Consider the following 19,487-nt stretch of genomic DNA (forward strand, 5'->3'; position numbering starts at 1 on the left):
TATGACGAAATTATCATCAGATAAAGGTCCATTATATTTACAAATAAAAGAAATTATTGAAGACCGTATTATCCATGGTATCTATACTATTGGAAACTATATACCAACTGAAATTGAATTTGAAGAAGAATTTAATGTAAGCAAAGTAACAGTCAGAGCGGCTATTAAAGAATTAGTTACATTAGGATACTTGGAGAGAAAAAGCGGTAAAGGTACAACAGTCATTAATCACAAACAAGTGAGTAATGAAACCAATAATAAAAATTTTACAGAAAAACTTGTAGAACAAGGAAATAAAATTCATAAACTTATAAAAGATATTGTAGTAGAGACACATGAAAAAAATAGTGAGTTATTTCAAATGTTTGGCGAGAAATCTTATAAAATTACAAGAGTCTATTTATTAAATGATAAACCATACATTCTATTTAATCATTATTTACCCTACCCATTAAGTAGCTTGGATGAGTATGGAGAATTAAAGCAAAATAATGATCTTTCTATATATAAAATTTTAGAAGATGAGCAAATAGAAATAAAAGATATTGAGGATAACTTCTCTGTAGATTTCAATGAACAAGCCACAGCGTACTTGAGTCTTCAAACCTCAGACCCTTTACTTGTAAGGGAGAGAATATCGTATTCAGTAAATTACCAAATTGTTGAATATAGTATAGGTTATTACAATAGTAAATTGAAAAAATATAGTATCAGTCTGAAAGGATAAGCAATCTCTTGTGATTTGTTGGTAGCGCTAACATAATTGGGGGAAAAAGATGGATTCTAATATATATTTATTAATCATTACGCTACTTTCAATCGTTATTGTCATATTAGGCGTTGCATGGTGGAAATGGCATGCATTTATCAGTTTAACAGTGGCAGGTTTATTTTTAGCTATCATGGCAGGATTGTCTCCGGAAAAGATAGTTACAGCGTATGAAACGGGTGTAGGGGATGTTTTAGGCCACTTAGTAGGTATCTTAGCGTTAGGAACAATTTTAGGAAAACTAATGTCTGATTCTGGAGCAGGTATGCAAATATCTGATTATCTTGTTAAAGTCTTAGGTTATAAAAAATTACCATGGGCTATGATGCTATCCGGTTTTATAATCGGAATACCTGTATTTTTTGAAGTGGGGATTGTAATTTTATTACCACTTGTGATTTCAATTCATAAAACGACTAAGACGAATATATTACTTATTGCTATACCATTATTAGCAGGATTATCAATTGTGCATGGTATTGTACCACCACATCCTGGAGCTATGACAGCAATTGGCATATATGAAGCAAACTTAGGTAAAGTGTTGTTATACTCGCTGCTGATTGCATTACCTACAGCAATTATAGCAGGACCTGTTTTTGGCAAGTTTATAAGTAAAAGGGTAATACCAGAAAAAGAACCAAATATTATTAAGGTAAACAATAAAACAAATGGTTTGCCAAGCGTTATTGTTTCATTTTTAGTAATTATTTTACCAGTACTTTTAATGTTGTTATCTATCGTGACACCTTATTTAGGGGATATTCCTAGCATATTAAAAAATACATTGTTATTCATAGGTAATCCAGTAATAGCATTATTAATATCTTGCTTTGCTGCATTCTATTTATTAGGATTCAAACAAGGTATGACGAAAAACGTAATTAAAGATTTGGTGGAAGAGTGTATCTTACCTATTGGTTCTATTATTTTAATTATAGGTGCTGGCGGAGGTTTTAAACAAATACTTATTGAAACAGGCGTAGGAGATTCAATTGCACAGATGACAGAACATCTTTCACTATCGCCATTACTGCTAGCCTTTTTAGTAGCAGGCTTAATACGTGTCGCTACAGGTTCTGCTACTGTTGCTTTAACCACAGCTGCGGGAATAGTGTCACCAATTATCCAACATATGTCTGGCGTGAATTTAGAATTGTTGGTAATAGCTACTGGAGCAGGGTCATTAATGCTCTCTCATGTGAACGATGCTGGATTCTGGATGGTTAAAGAGTATTTAGGTTTAAATGTAAAAGAAACTTTTAAAACGTGGACAGCCATGGAAACTTTATTGTCATTTGTGGCATTTGCAATTGCTTTTGTAATAGATGGTATTATTTAGGTGGAAATCGTTTATAACATCAATATAAAAAGTCAGCCACCGGCAAGAGTGGCTGACTTTTTTAATTTACAGTAAAATTAGCACGTTATAAAACTGGGATTCAATTTTTAGTTTGTTTAGTTAGATTGACTTTGAATTTTTCTGAATGACTTTGAACTTTTTCATCTTGATTTGAAACAGATGTCACGCTTTCCTTTTTCCAAACGCTTTCTAGTTCTTCAAGTGTTTTACCTTTGGTTTCAGGAATGAATTTCCACACGAATAGTCCTGATAAAATACTCATCAGTGCATAAAAACCATAAGTCATGGCGCCGCTAACATCCATCATAGTTGGATAAGTGGAAGTAATCGTAAAGTTAGCTAACCATTGAACTGCCACGGCTATTGCCATAGCACTACTTCTAATTCTATTAGGAAATATTTCTGATAATAATACCCAAATGATAGGTCCCCAACTCATCATAAATGAAGCAGTATAAAGTACTAGAAATATTAAAGTTATAACACCGAATGCACCGTTTGCAGCTAAGACACTCATACCAATCATACCGATTGCCATACCAGTTGATCCAATTATTAGTAAAGGTTTCCGTCCAAATTTGTCTACATATAATATAGCAATGATTGTGAAGATTACGTTTACTAAGCCCATGACAACAGTTTGTATCATAGATGTGTTGCTACCTGAACCTAAATTTTCAAAAATACGAGGTGCATAATATAAAGCAACATTGATTCCAATAAATTGTTGGAAAACAGATAATAAAATACCTACTATAATAACAGTCTTACCAAAACTGAAAAGTGGCGCTTTTACATCTGTTAACTTATTTTTAGTAGCTAAAATGTCATTTAGTACATTTTGAGCATGATTCTTTGAAGCATATATTTTATTAAGAACCGAGAGGGCTTCTGTATTTTTATTACTTAATGATAAGAACCTAGGTGTTTCAGGTACTAAAAATAATAAAAAGAAAAACGCTATTGCGGGAATCGCTTCAGTAATAAACATATAACGCCATCCAATATCTTGAATCCAGTTTTGGGATTGGCCATATGTAATACCGTAATTTACAAAATACACTACTAACATACCGAATATAATGGCAAATTGATTCCATGAAACGAGTTTACCTCTAATTGACGAAGGGGCTATTTCACTAATATACATAGGAGAAATTGCAGAAGCTAATCCTACACCGATACCACCAATAACACGGTACAGATTAAATGCAATGAGTAGGCCAAGGTTAGATCCAGTTGAATCAAAAAATAAAAATTCGGGATAGCCTGACAAAATTGCAGAAATGATAAATAGGATAGCAGCTACTTGTAATGACTTTTTTCTACCTAAGCGACTTGAAAAACTTGAAGACAATAGACCACCAATAATACAACCTATTAGCGCACTAGAAACTGTGATGCCATGAATGAAACTGCCATAATCTTTTGTCAAATATTGCTGTAGAGATTGTTCAGCTCCAGAAATAACTGCTGTGTCATAGCCGAATAATAAACCACCGAGCGTTGCGATTAAAGCTATTTTAAAAATAAATTTCTTATTATTATAAGTTGACATATATCCATCCCCTTGATAGATCACTTAAATTTATTAAGTTTTTGAGTTGCTGGCTGCGTAGCGTCATAAATTGTTTTATATATATTAAATAAATCTTGATAAGATTTTGTATTTGCTTCAATGGGGTATACTTTTTGATGGTATGCTATCCATGCTTCGCTCATCTCATTGAAAGTATTAAACCATTGTTCTCCCATAGCGGCTAACATTGCTGCACCATAAGCTGGACCTTGTTCTTCTGTTCGGGTAGAAATAGTTGTATTGAAAATATCTGCTTGAATTTGCAACCATTGATTATTTTTAGCTCCACCACCGATTGATACAATTTCATTAATGTTAGTAGCGTTGTTTTTCATAATTTGAATACTTTCATTAATAGAGTAAGTAATGCCTTCTAGAACAGAGCGTTTCATATCGATCTGTGTCGTATTTGCATCTAAACCGATGAAACTACCTCGTACTGAAGCATCATTGTGTGGCGTACGTTCACCTAATAAATAAGGCGTGTATATTAATCCATTAGCACCAACTTCTGAGTGATTAATATCTTTTAAGAAAGTAGTGAAATTTTCATCAGGAGAGATAAGTTGCTTAAGCCATTCCAAGCTATACCCAGCAGATAAAGTCACGCCCATAATGTATTTTTGGTTTGGAACGCAATGATTAAAGTAATGTACGCTCCCATCATTTTCATAATCAATACGATTTTCAATAGACAATGCTACTCCTGAAGTTCCGATACTGACAAGTTGCTTTTGTTCGTTGGTAATACCTGAACCTAAAGCGCCACAAGCATTATCTGCGCCACCTTGGTACACGTTAATGTTCCAATCAACACCTAAAGTATTTTTTACTTTTTCAGTTAATTGTCCACTTTTTTGGTGTGAAGCTATAATTTCAGGGCAAATGGATGGATCAATATTTAAACGATGCAATAATTCTGTAGACCAATTTTCATCTTTTACACTAAACATAATTGTACCTGCAGCGTCTGAAGGTTCTGTGTAAATATTACCTGTCAATTTATACACGATGTAGTCTTTAGGAAGCATGAACTTATCGATACGTCTATAGTTGCTTTGCTCGTTATTCTTTAACCACATAAGCTTAGGTAAAGTGAACCCTTCTAACACTGTGTTTTGTGTTAATTCTAATAACGAATTAAGGCTTAGCTTTTGTTTAATGTCTTCAACTTCTTGAGACGTTCTTGTATCATTCCATAAAATGGCTGGTCTAATTGGATTGCCCTCTTGATCAATTATTACTAGGCCATGCATTTGTCCAGAAAAACTGATGCCACTAATGTTATCCTGAGTATAATGATTTAAAATATGTTTTAGACTCTCCAACGTTGCTTCATACCAAATTTCAGGATCAATTTCGCTATATCCTGACTTAGGATGTGCCGTGTTATAAGAGACGCTGTAAGATTCTACAACGTCGCCACTTTTATTTACCACAAGAGTTTTTAAAGCACTCGTGCCAATATCCATACCAATTACATAGGCCATTTTTATCAATCCTTATTATTAATATTTAAGATATATTGGTTAATTTGTGATTTAATGACTTCTAAATGATCAGAAGCGTTATTAATCGTATTAATATTGAAAGCATAATCTTCTAACTCATTAAATGAAGTCTTTCCTTCAACTATTTTTTTACCAATGCCTTCATTAAATGATTTATATTTTTCATCCATAATGTTTTCAAAAAAATTATCTTCAATCATCTTATAAGCAACACGTAGGCCTAATGCGAAAGTATCCATACCTGCAATGTGAGTTAAAATTAAGTCTTCTTGTTTAAATGATGTTCTTCTAGGTTTAGCATCAAAGTTTAATCCGCCTGGAGCCAACCCACCATTTTTAAGTATTTCGTACATTGCTAACGTAGTATCATATACATCAGTTGGAAATTCATCTGTATCCCATCCTAAAAGAGGATGTCCTTGGTTAGCATCGACTGAACCCAACATATTATTATCACGTGCATATCTTAATTCGTGTTGGAATGTATGGCCAGCAAGTGTCGCGTGGTTAGCTTCAATATTAAATTTAAAGTCTTTATCTAAATCATATTTTTGTAAGAAAGCGTGTGCTGTTGCAACATCAGTATCATATTGATGGGTAGTAGGTTCTTTAGGTTTTGGTTCTATTAAAAATTGTCCTGTATAGCCGATTTCGTCTGCGTAACTTTTTGCCATTTTAAAGAAAGTAGCTAAGTTATCTAACTCTAATTTCATATTAGTATTTAGTAAACTTTCATATCCTTCACGACCGCCCCAAAAAACAAAGTTTTCAGAACCAAGCTTTTTAGCAATTTCTAATGATTTTTTAACTTTTGCAGCTGCATATGCAAATACTTCGGCATTTGAAGACGTGGCCGCACCATGAACAAAACGCTCGTGAGTAAAGTTGTTGGTTGTATTCCAAAGTAATTTCTTACCGGTTTGATCCATTTTTTCTTTAATAAGTTCTACGATGATATCTAAATTCTCATTAGATTCTTTTAAAGATGCACCTTCTGGAGCAATGTCTACATCGTGAAAACAAAAGTAATCAATACGTGTTTTTTCCATAAATTCAAAAATTGCTTCTACTCTTGCTTTTGCTTTTTCCATCTCATCTAATGAATCCCAATCACGTTCCGCTGCACCTACACCGAATGGATCGGAAAGGTCAGCAGTAAAAGTGTGCCAATAAGCGACACTAAACCTTAAAAGTTCTGACATGGAGTGATTACCAAGTTTTTCTTCGGGGTTGTAATACTTAAAACTAAAAGCGTTATTTGACTTAGGGCCTTCGTAATTTACTTTATTGATATCAAAATAAGACATAATATTCCTCCTACATTTTAGTTGGTTAATTTAATAAACAAACTAACTTTAGAGGTAATATAGCACATCGTTTATTTTTTGTAAACGCTTACGCAAAAATAAAAAAAGAGTAGGACAAAAGCCAATTTAGTTTGAAAGATTTTGTTGACCCACTCAAGTAAGAGGAATAAACAGCCCGAGACATCTACTGTATGACTCGGACTGCTATGATTATTTGATATTCATTTGAATGTTATTTATATTTAAAGTCTTTTGCATTATTGCTAAGGTGCCACCCAACAAAGTAGCTTGTTTTACATTAGTGGTCAGATGTATTTGAATTGGACTAGCTTGAGAAAAATACGAGAATTGTTTTTTAATTTCATTTAAAATATTAGGTAATTCATTAATTAAAGGACAGTTAATGTAAATAGCGTCTGGATTAAATTGTGTATTCAAATTATGAATCAGAACTGCCATTCTGTTTATAAATTGTTCAATTTCCTGAGCAACAATTGAATTTCCCGCATTATAATATTGGATTAGTTCTGTAAACGTAAGTGCGGCTCCCAATCTATTATTTATTTTCTGTATTAAAGCATCTTGAGAGCATATATCTTCGATTTTATAATATTTGTTGCCATTGTCATTTATAGATCCTAAAACCAATGTTTTACCTATCTCTCCAGCCTCTCCATTTGAGCCACGATAAAGTTTTTTATTTATTACGATACCGGCACCTATACCTTTGTGAATACTTAAAGTAATCAAATTATCTATGTTTGAATTTATATATAGACTTTTTTCATATAGGGCTGATAAATTTGCTTCATTTTCTATAACTACAGGAACATTTGTGAATGACTTTAATTCATCAGTAAATGTACTGCGTTCATTTTTATGAAAAGGAAGGTTGATAATGTTTTGCTCATCGTCGACGATACCATGTATGGATATAGAAATGCCAAGTAACCCATGTAACGTATCATGTTTTTCTGAGACATTTATATTAGATTTTAAAATTTGTAATATACTGCTGACATTTTTATCTTTTAATTCGTAGGAATCTTGCTTTAATATAGTAGCATCAAAGTAGTTGTACATTAACTCAACAGAATCATATGTTAAATCCATGGAAATATAGTAGCCATATTTTTGGTTGATTTCGAGTAAAATAGGCTTACGGCCACCACTTTTAGTACTATTGCCTTCTCCTACTTCATTAACTAAACTCTTGTGTTTTAAGTTATTCAGGATGTTAGAAATAGTAGCTTTATTAAGTTCTAAATTCTTCGATATTTGTGTTCGTGAAATATTACTGTTATTGAATATTTGTTTTAATACACGTTTCTCATTTTCATTTACTATTAAATTATTTTCCATTTATTATTACCTCTTATCTAATTTGGACAGGGGGAAGTTCGGTTAATATTACCAAGTGTAACATAGTGTAATGTGAGTACTAGGTGTTGGCAAACGATATAAACAACATTGTTCTATAACCAATTATATATTATAAAGTGGAAAATATAAATTTAAGTTATAGACGTAGAATATTGAGTGAGAATAGATTGATTAATATACGTTACACTTTGATAATGAAATTAATTTACGAATTGATCGTTATATAATAAAAATTAATTTCGTATATTTCGTTTATTGGTTTTGCAATAATAAAATTTATATAATTATAATAACTTCGATTGACAACTGTTTTTGAAGCGAGTATTATATAAAAATGTATAAGGGGTGTACTGTTTTGAAGGTTTATATATCCCATAAATTTGAATAGCTATAAACGCCCCGGAATAAGCATTTTAGCATGTTTCGGTTTTTAAAATTTTAATAGTACACATGGTGTACAATTATAAAAAGGAAGGTAAAAAAGATGTTTAATGAATTTAAATTTATTTTTAGAAACAAAATGTTAATAATAGCACTTATAGCGATAGCAGCTATCCCATTGCTATATGTAGCATTATTTGTAGGTTCTATGTGGAGCCCATATGATAAGACAGACCAATTAAAGATTTCCATTGTTAACCAAGACAAGACTGCAAAATTGAATGATGAAAAAGTTACAATCGGTGATGATGTAGTCGATAAATTAAAAGATAATGATAAATTTGACTTCCAAGAAGTTTCTAAAAAAGAAGCATATGACCAACTTGAAAAAGGGAAAAGTGTTGGTACAATTATTATTCCTAAAGATGCATCAAGTAATGCAACAACATTATTAGATAAAAATCCTAAGAAAATAAATTTAGAAACACAAGTAAATCCAGGATCAAGTTACACTGGTAGTCAATCAGCTCAAAAAGCCATTAATACAGTGACAGACTCAATCAAAGACAATATTCGTTCTAATTATTTAGACCAATTATTTGATAGTGCTAAAAAATCAAAATCTGGTTTCCAAGATACTTCTGAAGCTTTAGGCGAAATGTCAGACGCTGAATCTCAACTTATTGATGGAAATCAACAAGTTACAGATGGTTTGAAACAGTTAGAACCTGCAGTAGGACAGCCTGCACAACAATTGATTTCAGGAAATCAACAAGTTACAGATGGTTTAACTCAATTACAACAAAATAATAATCAATTAAAAGAAAAAATTGACCAATCAGTTTCTCAACAAGAGGGTGTCGCTTTTGAAGGAGATAACGAAAAAGCTCTAAATAACGTGACGAAAGTGAACGAAAATAACGCTACAGAAGCTGATAAATATGGTGAGACAATTGTTCCATATATGGCAAGTGTTAGTTTATTTGTAGGTGCAGTTTCATTTAGTGCAATTTATCCTTTAAGAAAAGTATTAAGTAAAGAGGTCAAATCGATTAAACAAGCATTTGGCAAACTATTATTATATCTTGCACAAGGTACAATATCAGCACTTTTAATGAGTAGTTGGGCGATATTTGCACTGAATATGTCTATCGATAATATCGGTAAATTTATCTTAGTAGGATTATTGTGGGCTATTGCAGCAATTACCATTACAACATTCTTAAGTCTGTTGCTAGATAGAATCGGACTCTTTATATCAATGGTCTTATTGATACTACAGTTAAGTTCCAGTGAAGGGATGTTCCCAATAGAATTATCAGCACAATTCTTCAGATGGATTCACCCATTCTCACCAATGTCATACGCAATACAAGGTTATAGAGAAGCAATCTTTACTCATGCAGGACATTTTAACTTTGGTTTTGTTGTAGCCTTACTCATTGGTATTATAGTAGTAATGATGATTTTACAATATATAGTAATATTATGGTTTAACAAAAGACAAAGAGTACCATTCTCAATAGAGTTTAAATAAGTGTTATTCGGAGGTGGCTTTTTTGGAAAATGTAGATAAGACAATTGAAGAAGCGATTATTAAATTTCAAATAGTAATGTTGCATTTAAATAAAGAAATTGTAGATATCGTTAAAGAGACCGGGCTAAGTAATTTGCTTTCAAGAGAACAAATTGAGGCAATGAGAATTATAAAAACTGAAGGTAAAGTAACGATTAATGAATTAGCTGGTTTACAAAATATTTTTAAAACGGCTGCATCAAAGCGTATAGCAAAATTAGAAGATATGGGCTATGTGCAACGTGCACACTCAGATAATAAACGTATCAAACTCATTAAATTGAGTGATGAAGGTGAAGCATTTTTGAAGAAAGCAACAGCTGTTATGACAGAAGCAGTGAAAGATCGCCTTGGAAATAAATTTACAGCCGAAGAAGTTCATCATTTCGTAGATCAACTTACACATATTGATAATGCTTTTAGAGAACACAAATAAATTACAAAAAATGGCCCGAGACATACAGTGATGTTTCGGGTCGTTTTTTATGTAGACATTCTAGTTGAAGATAAATTAATACAATGAAATCATTTTAGGTAAGTAGATTTTCTGTCTGATTCAATATTAGCAATAATAAATAATGAGTAACTATAATTAAAAAATGTTAATATCTATAAAATATGGACTTAAATATTTGCAATTAGTATAATTAACATTGCAATTAAGTATTTTTTATATTATGTTGGTAAAGATTATTGTCTTAATAAATTTAATTTTATAAACAGGAGGAACATTGTTATGAAAAGAACAATAGAACGCGTACTAACATGGATCGGTATTGCGCTACAATTAATTGCTGTAATACTATTAGCTATTTTAATTCCGATGTTTGGAAATAGTGAGCTCAAAGATACTTTTATTAATCAAATGATGCAAGAAGAGGCTAGCGTTACATATGAAGATGCTAATGCATTCTTTAGTACATTAAGCGGACTTGTAACTGCAGGTTTAGTAATAGGTATTGTAATTTTAATTATTGCATTGATAGCAGCATTCTTAATTGGTAAAAAAGCTAAAATAGCAGGCGTTTTATTAATTATTGCAGGCGTAATTTCTTTATTAGGTAATTGGATTAATGCCATATTGTGGATTGTTGCTGGTATCATGTTATTAGTGAGAAAGCCAAAAACGCCTGTTTATAGTAAAGACAATGATGAGGACGTAAATCCATATATTAAAGATGGTTCGCAAGTCAACGAACACAATAATTCGTTTGTTTTATCAGAAGAACAAAAAGAAAATGAAAAAGAAGCTATAAAAGATGAATATACAAAATCAGATGAAGAGAACAAATATAAGTATTAAATAGCAAGTGTAATAACATAATTTTAAGCACCAAGTCGACCTTAATGTATGAGGGACTTGGTGTTTTTTCATATACAAAAATGATGTGAAGTTATTCAGATTTTATTAAATGTAATATTTGTTGTAAACATTTGTATAACTCATGCTGCCCAATTTTTTTATTTACTTGATTAATAGGATTTTGATTGATAAAATTTTTGGGCGACATGTGCATTATATTTTTAAAATCACGCAAATAAGTATTGTAAGAACGAAATCCGTATTGTCTCCAGATAGATTCCAAATTACCATGTAATAAAAGTTCCCTCGACAAATTATAAATCTTTACTTTTTTAATATACTTTAATAAAGATATATTCATTTTCTTTGAAAATTCACGTGATAGGTAACTACTGTTTACATAAAATTTCTTTGAAATATAAGATAAAGTTAAAGGCTCTTTATAATTTGTATTAATATACTCAACTACATTTTTAATCAGTTTACTTGAATATGACATATTCACATATAAATTATCTTTTGAATGATTAAGATAATTTATAAGTTTTATCACTCCAATATCTGCATTGAAAAAATCTTCCTCTAGAATTACTTTTAAAATCTCAATATAAGTTTCAGTTATAACTTTGGGTGGCGGATAATTGTCTGAATCGCCTTCTCGATATGCTAATGAAAAACGGTGATAGGTTATGTTATTTACAGAAATACAAGAAATTATAGCTTGTCTACTAATTATTAAATTTTCTTCGAAGTCATAAACTATAAAAATTTCACCTTGTTGGAAAGTATATGTAGAGGTGAATTTTTGAAAGGAAATTTCACCTTCTATTACTAAATATATATTCGCAAAGTTAGGTGTATTTAGATAGTCGAGTTTGTCATGTTGTTTATAAATAACTAGGTTGTAATTCACTATATTACCTCCGTCTTTTTATATTGGAATGTAAATCTCGAATTAAATTCAGCTGCGAAAGCATATATTATATTGAAAATATTACAGGTAATTTATATTATGGTCAATTATTAAAATATAGATAAATAAAAATTACTTGATAATATAAAATGTTTATTTTAGGCGGGTGTTAAACATAACCCTTAAAATATTTTCGTTTAGAAATACTATTATTTTACTATGGTTTTTAGATTTGAATTCACCATAGAAGTTTTGGGTATTCATGCTCAATTAATTGAGGGAGTAATATAAATAACCTTTAGATTACCAAGATGTACATTGCTTATTAAAAAATATTTCTATATAGTCATACGCTTGTGTTGTTTTTGATTTCTTAAATATAAAGTATTGAATAAACTAAATTGTTTTATTGAGGAAGATGTATAAAAGGTGTAAATTAATATTATAAGGATACTATTTGATTTATTATCTATACTTAAAATTTATTTTTCAAAATATCAAATAATGAGGTGAAGTAAATGTTAATAATGGTTGCAGTTCTTACACCGATATTACTTGTCGGCTTTATCGTGATGTCGATTTTAGAAGAAAAGAAAAACAATAAGAAAAAGGGAAAGAAAAAGTAAGGTTAAGACTATAAATTAATAATCAAAATTTGATTTCCTAGTATCGAGACAAGTTGTTTAACGTGAAACATAACTTAACAGTCTTGTGGGTATGCTCCAGTTTTTGCATTTCATAAAAGAATTTGCAATGAATAGTTTTATACGCAGTTAGTTTTAACGGGAACAATGTGTGATTTATTTTCAAGGGGGATACTTATGTAAATTTCTCATTATTTCATAAGTACAAAAAGTAAGTGGAATTAGGCAAAGGGGGCAAAATTAAAATGCACGAAATGTTAGTTATTTTAGAGACTGTATTGTTGCCTATTTTTATTATGATTGTAATAGGATATGTACTGCAGAAAAAATTTACATTAGATTTAAAAACATTGGCAAAGTTAAACATATACATATTTGTACCTGGATTCATATTTGTAAAATTTTATAAGACGAATTTTGAAATCAAGCTATTATTGTATATCGTATTATTCTTTATCATATACATAATTATCCTTTATGGTATTGGTAAGTTATTGGCATATTTTGGTACAAAGGATAAAGGGGAAGCAACAACATTAACGAATAGCGTATTATTTTTTAATTCTGGTAATTACGGCGTCCCGGTAAATGATTTAGTATTTAAAGGAGATCCTTTGGCGATGTCTGTTCAAGTCATTGTGCTTTCCTTACAAAATATTTTCACTTTTTCATATGGTATATTTTCAATACAAGCGGTGCATATTGGGAAACTTAAAGCGATATTAGGTTACTTTAAGATGCCTGTTTTATACGCTTTAATATTCGCGATTGTTTTGAATTATGGTAATGTCGCTATACCTAAGTTTATATGGACACCGGCAAACTATATTGCAGATGCAATGATAGCAATTGCCTTATTATTATTAGGTGCCCAAATTGCTAATATTAAATTTAGCTTTAAATGGTCAAGTTCATATGTGTTTATATTTGTAAGGCTGATTGTCGGCCCGGTAATAGCATTTGGTATTATCAAACTGATGGGGCTTGAAGGTATCATAGCACAAGCGTTATTTATTACTTCAGCTATGCCTACATCCGTTAATAGTTCTGTTATTGCCCAAGAATATGATAATCATCCAGAACTTGCGGCCGAATTAGTCTTTTTATCAACATTACTGAGTGCGATAACCGTAGTCATCGTCATTTATATGTCGAAAATATTATTTTAACTTCAGTTTCATTATAATGTCATATTATTGGAAATTTGAAAGTTATTTCAATATGATACAGTTGTTGAATATTTAAAATCTAACAAAAGGAATCGATGATATTGAATGAAGCAGTGTTAGGTATAGATGTAGGAACAAGTTCAGTTAAAGTTATAGCCGTGAGTAAAGAAGGAGAAGTTCTAGCTAAGGTTAGCGAAGAGCTTGATATTATACAACTTCAATCTGGATACAATGAACAACAACCAGATGAATGGTTTGAGGCAACAAAATCATGTATTAGACAAATATTAAATAACAACACGTTAAATGATATCTATATTCGTGCCTTATCGTTATCTGGTCAAATGCATAGTTTAGTGGCATTAGATAGCAATAATAAACCGATTCGAAATGCAATATTGTGGAATGATACTCGATCAACACATCAGTGCGCAACAATTGAACAACAATTTGGTAATTATGTGTTATCAAATCCGGTATTAGAAGGCTTTACACTAACGAAATTGCTATGGATAAAAGATAATGAGCCTAATAATTGGAACAGGATAGCGACATTCTTATTACCTAAAGATTATGTGCGGTTTAAGCTTACCGGTAAAATAAATATGGAATATTCAGATGCTTCAAGCACGCTATTAATGGATCCAAAACAAAAAAATTGGTCGAAGGCAATTGGCTCACAATTTGGTATTCACGATATTTATCCTTCACTCGTATCATCCGGAGATTTTGTGGGATATGTAGAAAGTGGCCTAGCTAAATCATTAGGATTAAAAGATGAGGTAGCTGTTTTTGCTGGTGGTGGTGATAATGCATGTGGTGCACTTGGTGCTGGCGTTATCAAATCCAACGATACATTATGCAGTATTGGGACTTCTGGTACGTTATTAACTTGTGAAGAAGGTGAAGGAAAGACGTATCGCCATAATTTGCACTATTTCAATCATGTTGTCGAAGATAAATCATATGTAATGGGTGTGACACTTGCTGCTGGAGATAGTTTGAATTGGTTAAAAAAGCATGTATTTCCTGACTTAACTTTCAATCAAATTTTAAGTTTAGCAAGTGAATCTACAATTGGCAGTGAAGGGTTGTTATTTGCACCTTATCTTTCAGGTGAGCGTACACCACATGGCGATTCCCAAATTAGAGGTAGCTTTATCGGGTTAAGTACTTTACATACAAATGCAGATATAGCTAGATCAGTAATTGAAGGTATTACTTATTCATTGTATGAAACATTGGTATATTTACGTGAAAAAGGGAAGGACATAACGCATATTACCTCGATTGGCGGAGGTGCGAAAAATGATTTTTGGTTACAATTACAAGCTGATATATTTAATGCGAAAGTCAGTAAATTGAAATATGAGGAAGGGCCTTGCATGGGGGCTGCAATGCTAGCTATTGTCGGTTTGGGTTGGTATGAAAATATAGAAGATGTAGTTAATCAATTTATTGTCTATGATAGAACTTTTCTTCCAAATAAAGCTCATCACAAACGCTATGTTGAATATTTTGAAATATACCAAGAAGTCTATCGTCAGACCAGGTCTATAACAGCACGTTTGTTAGAGTTGTCTTTATAGGTGTGAAATTGCATAATAATATCAGCTAATATTAGAAACATGTGTTACAAATGTCAAAGTGATACTTGAAAAGTAAATCATTATAAGTTAGATTGTAAGTAATCGCTAAAACATGTGAAATGAACATTTAATTTGAAAATTTAATAGATAGAAACCACTGGAAGTGCCTTTGATAAAGGCTGAGACCGAAGTAATAACTGAGGGATTCCTAGAACCTGATCCAGTTCGCACTGGCGTAGGAAAGTGGCGTTTTCTATGATAGAAGTAATCATATAACGTTATTTTTCCACCAGGAAAAATAACGTTTTTTTTATTTTGGGGTGAATATATTGTTTATTGCTATTACACCATATCAAGATTTGTCTAAATCACATATTAAGCATTACTGTGAAATCGAAGGTGTTATTGATTACTTATTAATAAGAGTGCCAATGAATACTGAAGAACTAATTCAGTGGGTTCATGAATTACTAAAAAATGAGTTCCCTAAGGATAAGATTATTATTCATAGCGATATCAAGGTAATCATACGATGTGACTTGTCTGCAATTCATTTTAGAGAAAATGACCGTTCTATTAGGGAAATACAAACTCGTTATCCTAATTTACAAGTGAGTATGTCTACGCATCGTAAAGATGCTATTGCTAACGCTAAATATTTAGGGATAGATTTTGTGTTGTTCGGACACGTATTTGAAACACCTTCTAAATCTAAACAAAAGCCTAGAGCAAAGACGGAAGTTGAAGAAGCGCTACAAATTGATATTCCGATTATTGCAATTGGAGGTATTAATCAACATACTTTGCCTTCCTTACCTAATGGATTTTCAGGCATAGCCGGTATTTCTATTTTTAATCAATACTCTAAACATAAACTCATGAATATGAAGGAAGTGTGGGATGGACATGTATGATGTCATTATTATTGGATCTGGAGTCATGGGCATGTCAATCGCACGTGGGTTAAGCCAGTCCTTTGCGAATATAGCTGTGATAGATAGAGACGAAGCAGGTAAGCATGCATCTTATAAAGCGGGTGGGATGTTAGGTGCGCAAAATGAATTTACCGAAAACCGTGCTTTGTTTAGTTTAGCAACAACTTCTCAAAAGATGTTCAAACCTCTAAGAGATAGTTTGTTTGAAGAGGTTGGCGTGGATATTGAGTATTTAAATAGCGGATTAATAAAATTGGCTACGAATCATTATGATAATAAAAAAATCGAACAACAATATCAATTCTTGAGACAACATTTTACATCTGTAGAACATCTTAGCCCGACTGATGTTCAGCACATGTCCAACGGGGTCATTACTTCAAAACATGCAAATGGTATTTATATGCCTGAAGATAATCAAATCAATGCAAACCGATATACCAAAGCGTTGCTGAAGTCACTATCACATCGACATATAGATAGGATATATCAAACAACTGTGACCCATATTGAAGCCGGAAAAGGCGGATACCGTGTGGATACACAAAGTGGAACTTATTATACTGAAAAATTAATTGTCACGGGTGGCGCTTGGACAAGCAAACTTTTACAGCAATATTTACCCTGTGAAGCGGTTAGTGGTGTAAAGGGAGAAGTATTATTGGTAGAACAACCTGATTTGAATTTGGGCGTTACCATGTTCCTGACAAATGGTTGCTATGTCGTCCCTAAATTAAAGAATAGATATTTAGTCGGTGCAACAAGTTACTTTGATGATTACTCAGTTGGGGTGTCTAATGCAGGGAAATCATGGCTTAAGTCACAAGCTTTGCACTATATACCTGATTTGAAAAATGGAAAAATTATAAACCAGTGGTCAGGTATACGACCTTATTGTCAAAATGAACAGCCTATTATGGATGAAGTGGATAAAGACTTATTTGTCATTACTGGCCATTATCGCAATGGAATTCTACTATCACCTTTAATAGGCGAGTTGATGAGTCAATGGGTTATTAATGGCCATAGGCCAAAACAATTATATGATTTTCATATTAGGAGAGGTGAAAGAAATGAAATGTAAGATTAATGGCGACGTATTTAACTTTGAACAACCAATTAATATACAAGAAATAATTCAATCATTAGGGCTGGATGAAACACGTATTATTGTAGAGCATAATGAGACACTAATTAAGCGAGAACAATTTACATCTCGAATAGTCAATGATGAAGATAACTTAGAATTATTAGAATTTGTAGGAGGCGGTTAATATGTTTAAAATAGGCAACTTTACATTAAATTCAAGATTATTATTAGGTACAGGAAAATTTGCTAATGAAGAGATACAAACTCAGGCTATTGAAGCAGCAGAAACAGAAGTATTAACTTTTGCAGTGAGACGTATGAATTTATATGACAAAGATTTACCAAATCCATTAGCAAAAGTTGATTTATCGAATTTCATCACATTTCCAAATACTGCAGGGGCTAAAACAGCTAAAGAAGCAGTCCGTATAGCAGAAATTGCTAATCACGCAGGTGTTTGTGACATGATTAAGGTAGAGGTCATTGGTGATGACGAAACATTATTGCCAGACCCATTAGAAACATATAAAGCATGTAAAGTGTTATTGGAAAAAGGTTATACGGTCTGTCCATATATATCTAACGATGTTGTGCTAGCGAAACGCTTAGAAGAGTTAGGTGTTCATGCAATTATGCCACTTGCCTCTCCTATTGGTACGGGGAGAGGAATCAATAACCCATTAAATCTACGCTATATTATTGAACGCGCCAATGTGCCCGTAATCGTAGACGCAGGTATTGGTTCACCTAAGGATGCTTGTCATGCGATGGAATTAGGTGCTGATGGTATTTTACTTAATACGGCAATATCAAGTGCAACGGATCCTGTGAAAATGGCAGAAGCAATGAATAAAGGAATTACTGCGGGAAGATTGAGTTATGAAGCAGGAAGAATACCTGTGAAGTATACGGCACAAGCATCGAGTCCAACTAAAGGTATTGGATTCTTATGATAGAACGGTACAATCGACAGGTAAGATATCATCAGTTTGGTGAGCAAGGCCAAAGCCAACTTCAAAAAACTCATGTCATGATTATGGGCGCAGGTGCACTTGGTAGTCACAGTGCAGAAATGTTAGTAAGGATGGGGGTAGGATCACTTACTGTAATCGATATGGATATTGTTGAATTATCCAATTTACATAGACAGGCGTTATATGATGAGTTGGATGCGGAACAAATGTTACCTAAAGTTGAAGCATTAAAGCATAAGTTGAATCAAATCAATAGCAATGTACAAGTAACAACAATAGATAGTGAAATAACAAATTTAAATATAGAAAATCTATTAACGACATATCATCCGGATATTGTTATAGATGGTATGGACCATTTTAAAATAAGGTATTTAATCAATGAATCTTGTAATAAGCAAAGTATACCTTGGATTTATGGTGCTGCAGTTGGAAGTAAAGGTACTGTTTATGGTATCGATAATCAAGGACCATGTTTGAAATGTCTACTTGAAACAATGCCAAGTACTGGTGAAAGTTGTGCAATAAATGGTGTGTTGCCACCAGTGATTTATCAAGTAGCTAGTATGCAAATTTCCGAGCTAATGAGATGGGTCTCTGGAGAAGCATTTTCAAAAAAACTTATAACTATAGATTGTTTTAATATGCAATATAAGTCAATGGATATTAGTGCTTTAACACAAAGTGATTGTAATGTTTGTGTGAAGCACGAGTATGAATTATTAAATGATAAATACGACACCAAGATAGAGAAGCAATGCGGAGATATGTTCTTGTTACGCTTTAACGCCGACATTTTTAACCATATTGATTATTTACCAGTTACTGTGAAAAAAACTAATGACTTTGTGAAACTATTGGCATATGAGACTCATGAAATCACACTGTTCAAAGATGGAAGAATGCATGTCTATGGTACTGAAAATGAGGAGGAAGCTAAGAAAATTTATAGAGAAATTGTAAAGAGTTTGAGTTGAATATAAAATAATTTAAACACTGAT

The 19,487-nt window shown here is 32.1% G+C and carries 17 protein-coding genes and 1 riboswitch; of the genes, 12 read left to right on the top strand and 5 right to left on the bottom strand.

Going from position 1 to position 19,487, the window contains the following annotated elements:
* Position 1: 1 nt before the first annotated feature.
* The gene (locus tag ACW5YJ_RS02435) at positions 2-727 is read left to right on the top strand and encodes a GntR family transcriptional regulator (protein WP_017723979.1); all 726 of its coding nucleotides are present in this window, start codon (positions 2-4) and stop codon (positions 725-727) included.
* Positions 728-776: 49 nt separating this feature from the next.
* Complete coding sequence (locus ACW5YJ_RS02440; protein WP_017723978.1) at positions 777-2,111, top strand: GntT/GntP/DsdX family permease; 1,335 nt, start codon at positions 777-779, stop codon at positions 2,109-2,111.
* A gap of 100 nt (positions 2,112-2,211) precedes the next feature.
* Here ACW5YJ_RS02440 and xylE read toward each other — a convergent pair whose 3' ends face one another.
* The 4 genes from xylE to xylR form a co-directional block, all read right to left on the bottom strand.
* Complete coding sequence (gene xylE, locus ACW5YJ_RS02445) at positions 2,212-3,690, bottom strand: D-xylose transporter XylE (RefSeq protein WP_119603990.1); 1,479 nt, start codon at positions 3,688-3,690, stop codon at positions 2,212-2,214.
* Between the two features lie 20 nt (positions 3,691-3,710).
* Positions 3,711-5,201 carry a xylulokinase gene (gene xylB, locus ACW5YJ_RS02450; RefSeq protein WP_153672149.1) on the bottom strand — a complete coding sequence of 497 codons (1,491 nt, stop codon included), beginning with the start codon at positions 5,199-5,201 and terminating at the stop codon, positions 3,711-3,713.
* A gap of 5 nt (positions 5,202-5,206) precedes the next feature.
* Positions 5,207-6,529 carry a xylose isomerase gene (gene xylA, locus ACW5YJ_RS02455; RefSeq protein ID WP_017723975.1) on the bottom strand — a complete coding sequence of 441 codons (1,323 nt, stop codon included), beginning with the start codon at positions 6,527-6,529 and terminating at the stop codon, positions 5,207-5,209.
* A 210-nt stretch (positions 6,530-6,739) separates the two neighbouring features.
* Positions 6,740-7,891 (bottom strand): transcriptional repressor XylR, encoded by a 1,152-nt coding sequence (xylR, locus tag ACW5YJ_RS02460; protein ID WP_153672150.1) that lies wholly within the window; start codon positions 7,889-7,891, stop codon positions 6,740-6,742.
* A gap of 505 nt (positions 7,892-8,396) precedes the next feature.
* Here xylR and ACW5YJ_RS02465 point away from each other — a divergent pair.
* The 3 genes from ACW5YJ_RS02465 to ACW5YJ_RS02475 all read left to right on the top strand — a co-directional run bounded on the left by ACW5YJ_RS02465 (position 8,397) and on the right by ACW5YJ_RS02475 (position 11,172).
* Positions 8,397-9,830, top strand: coding sequence for a YhgE/Pip family protein (locus ACW5YJ_RS02465; RefSeq protein ID WP_119603987.1), 1,434 nt, complete (start codon positions 8,397-8,399; stop codon positions 9,828-9,830).
* A 22-nt stretch (positions 9,831-9,852) separates the two neighbouring features.
* Entirely contained in the window at positions 9,853-10,305 is a 453-nt protein-coding gene (locus tag ACW5YJ_RS02470; RefSeq protein WP_017723972.1) for a MarR family winged helix-turn-helix transcriptional regulator, read from the top strand.
* Between the two features lie 300 nt (positions 10,306-10,605).
* Positions 10,606-11,172 (top strand): DUF4064 domain-containing protein, encoded by a 567-nt coding sequence (locus ACW5YJ_RS02475; RefSeq protein ID WP_017723971.1) that lies wholly within the window; start codon positions 10,606-10,608, stop codon positions 11,170-11,172.
* 91 nt (positions 11,173-11,263) lie between these two features.
* On the opposite strand, the gene ACW5YJ_RS02480 is transcribed toward ACW5YJ_RS02475, so the two are convergent.
* Positions 11,264-12,085: a helix-turn-helix domain-containing protein gene (locus tag ACW5YJ_RS02480; RefSeq protein ID WP_135092801.1), complete on the bottom strand. Its 822-nt coding sequence runs from the start codon at positions 12,083-12,085 to the stop codon at positions 11,264-11,266.
* An 889-nt stretch (positions 12,086-12,974) separates the two neighbouring features.
* On the opposite strand from ACW5YJ_RS02480, the gene ACW5YJ_RS02485 reads away from it, so the two are divergent.
* From ACW5YJ_RS02485 to ACW5YJ_RS02515, 7 genes are all read left to right on the top strand, one after another.
* Entirely contained in the window at positions 12,975-13,898 is a 924-nt protein-coding gene (locus tag ACW5YJ_RS02485; protein WP_119604149.1) for an AEC family transporter, read from the top strand.
* A 101-nt stretch (positions 13,899-13,999) separates the two neighbouring features.
* Positions 14,000-15,487 (top strand): xylulokinase, encoded by a 1,488-nt coding sequence (xylB, locus tag ACW5YJ_RS02490; RefSeq protein ID WP_457338441.1) that lies wholly within the window; start codon positions 14,000-14,002, stop codon positions 15,485-15,487.
* A gap of 149 nt (positions 15,488-15,636) precedes the next feature.
* Positions 15,637-15,746, top strand: a riboswitch (TPP riboswitch).
* Positions 15,747-15,807: 61 nt separating this feature from the next.
* A complete protein-coding gene (locus tag ACW5YJ_RS02495) occupies positions 15,808-16,401 on the top strand; it encodes a thiamine phosphate synthase (protein ID WP_457338442.1) in 594 nt (197 codons plus the stop codon).
* A complete protein-coding gene (locus ACW5YJ_RS02500) occupies positions 16,394-17,506 on the top strand; it encodes an NAD(P)/FAD-dependent oxidoreductase (RefSeq protein WP_457338612.1) in 1,113 nt (370 codons plus the stop codon). The genes ACW5YJ_RS02495 and ACW5YJ_RS02500 overlap by 8 nt, the downstream gene beginning before the upstream one ends.
* Positions 17,496-17,696 carry a sulfur carrier protein ThiS gene (thiS, locus tag ACW5YJ_RS02505; RefSeq protein WP_011304055.1) on the top strand — a complete coding sequence of 67 codons (201 nt, stop codon included), beginning with the start codon at positions 17,496-17,498 and terminating at the stop codon, positions 17,694-17,696. Before ACW5YJ_RS02500 ends, thiS begins: the two co-directional genes overlap by 11 nt.
* Position 17,697: 1 nt before the next feature.
* Positions 17,698-18,465, top strand: a complete 768-nt coding sequence (locus ACW5YJ_RS02510) for a thiazole synthase (RefSeq protein ID WP_457338443.1) — start codon at positions 17,698-17,700, stop codon at positions 18,463-18,465.
* The gene (locus tag ACW5YJ_RS02515) at positions 18,465-19,463 is read left to right on the top strand and encodes a ThiF family adenylyltransferase (RefSeq protein WP_026113554.1); all 999 of its coding nucleotides are present in this window, start codon (positions 18,465-18,467) and stop codon (positions 19,461-19,463) included. The genes ACW5YJ_RS02510 and ACW5YJ_RS02515 overlap by 1 nt, the downstream gene beginning before the upstream one ends.
* Positions 19,464-19,487: the final 24 nt, after the last annotated feature.

The organism is Staphylococcus sp. mip270_02, assembly GCF_054031535.1.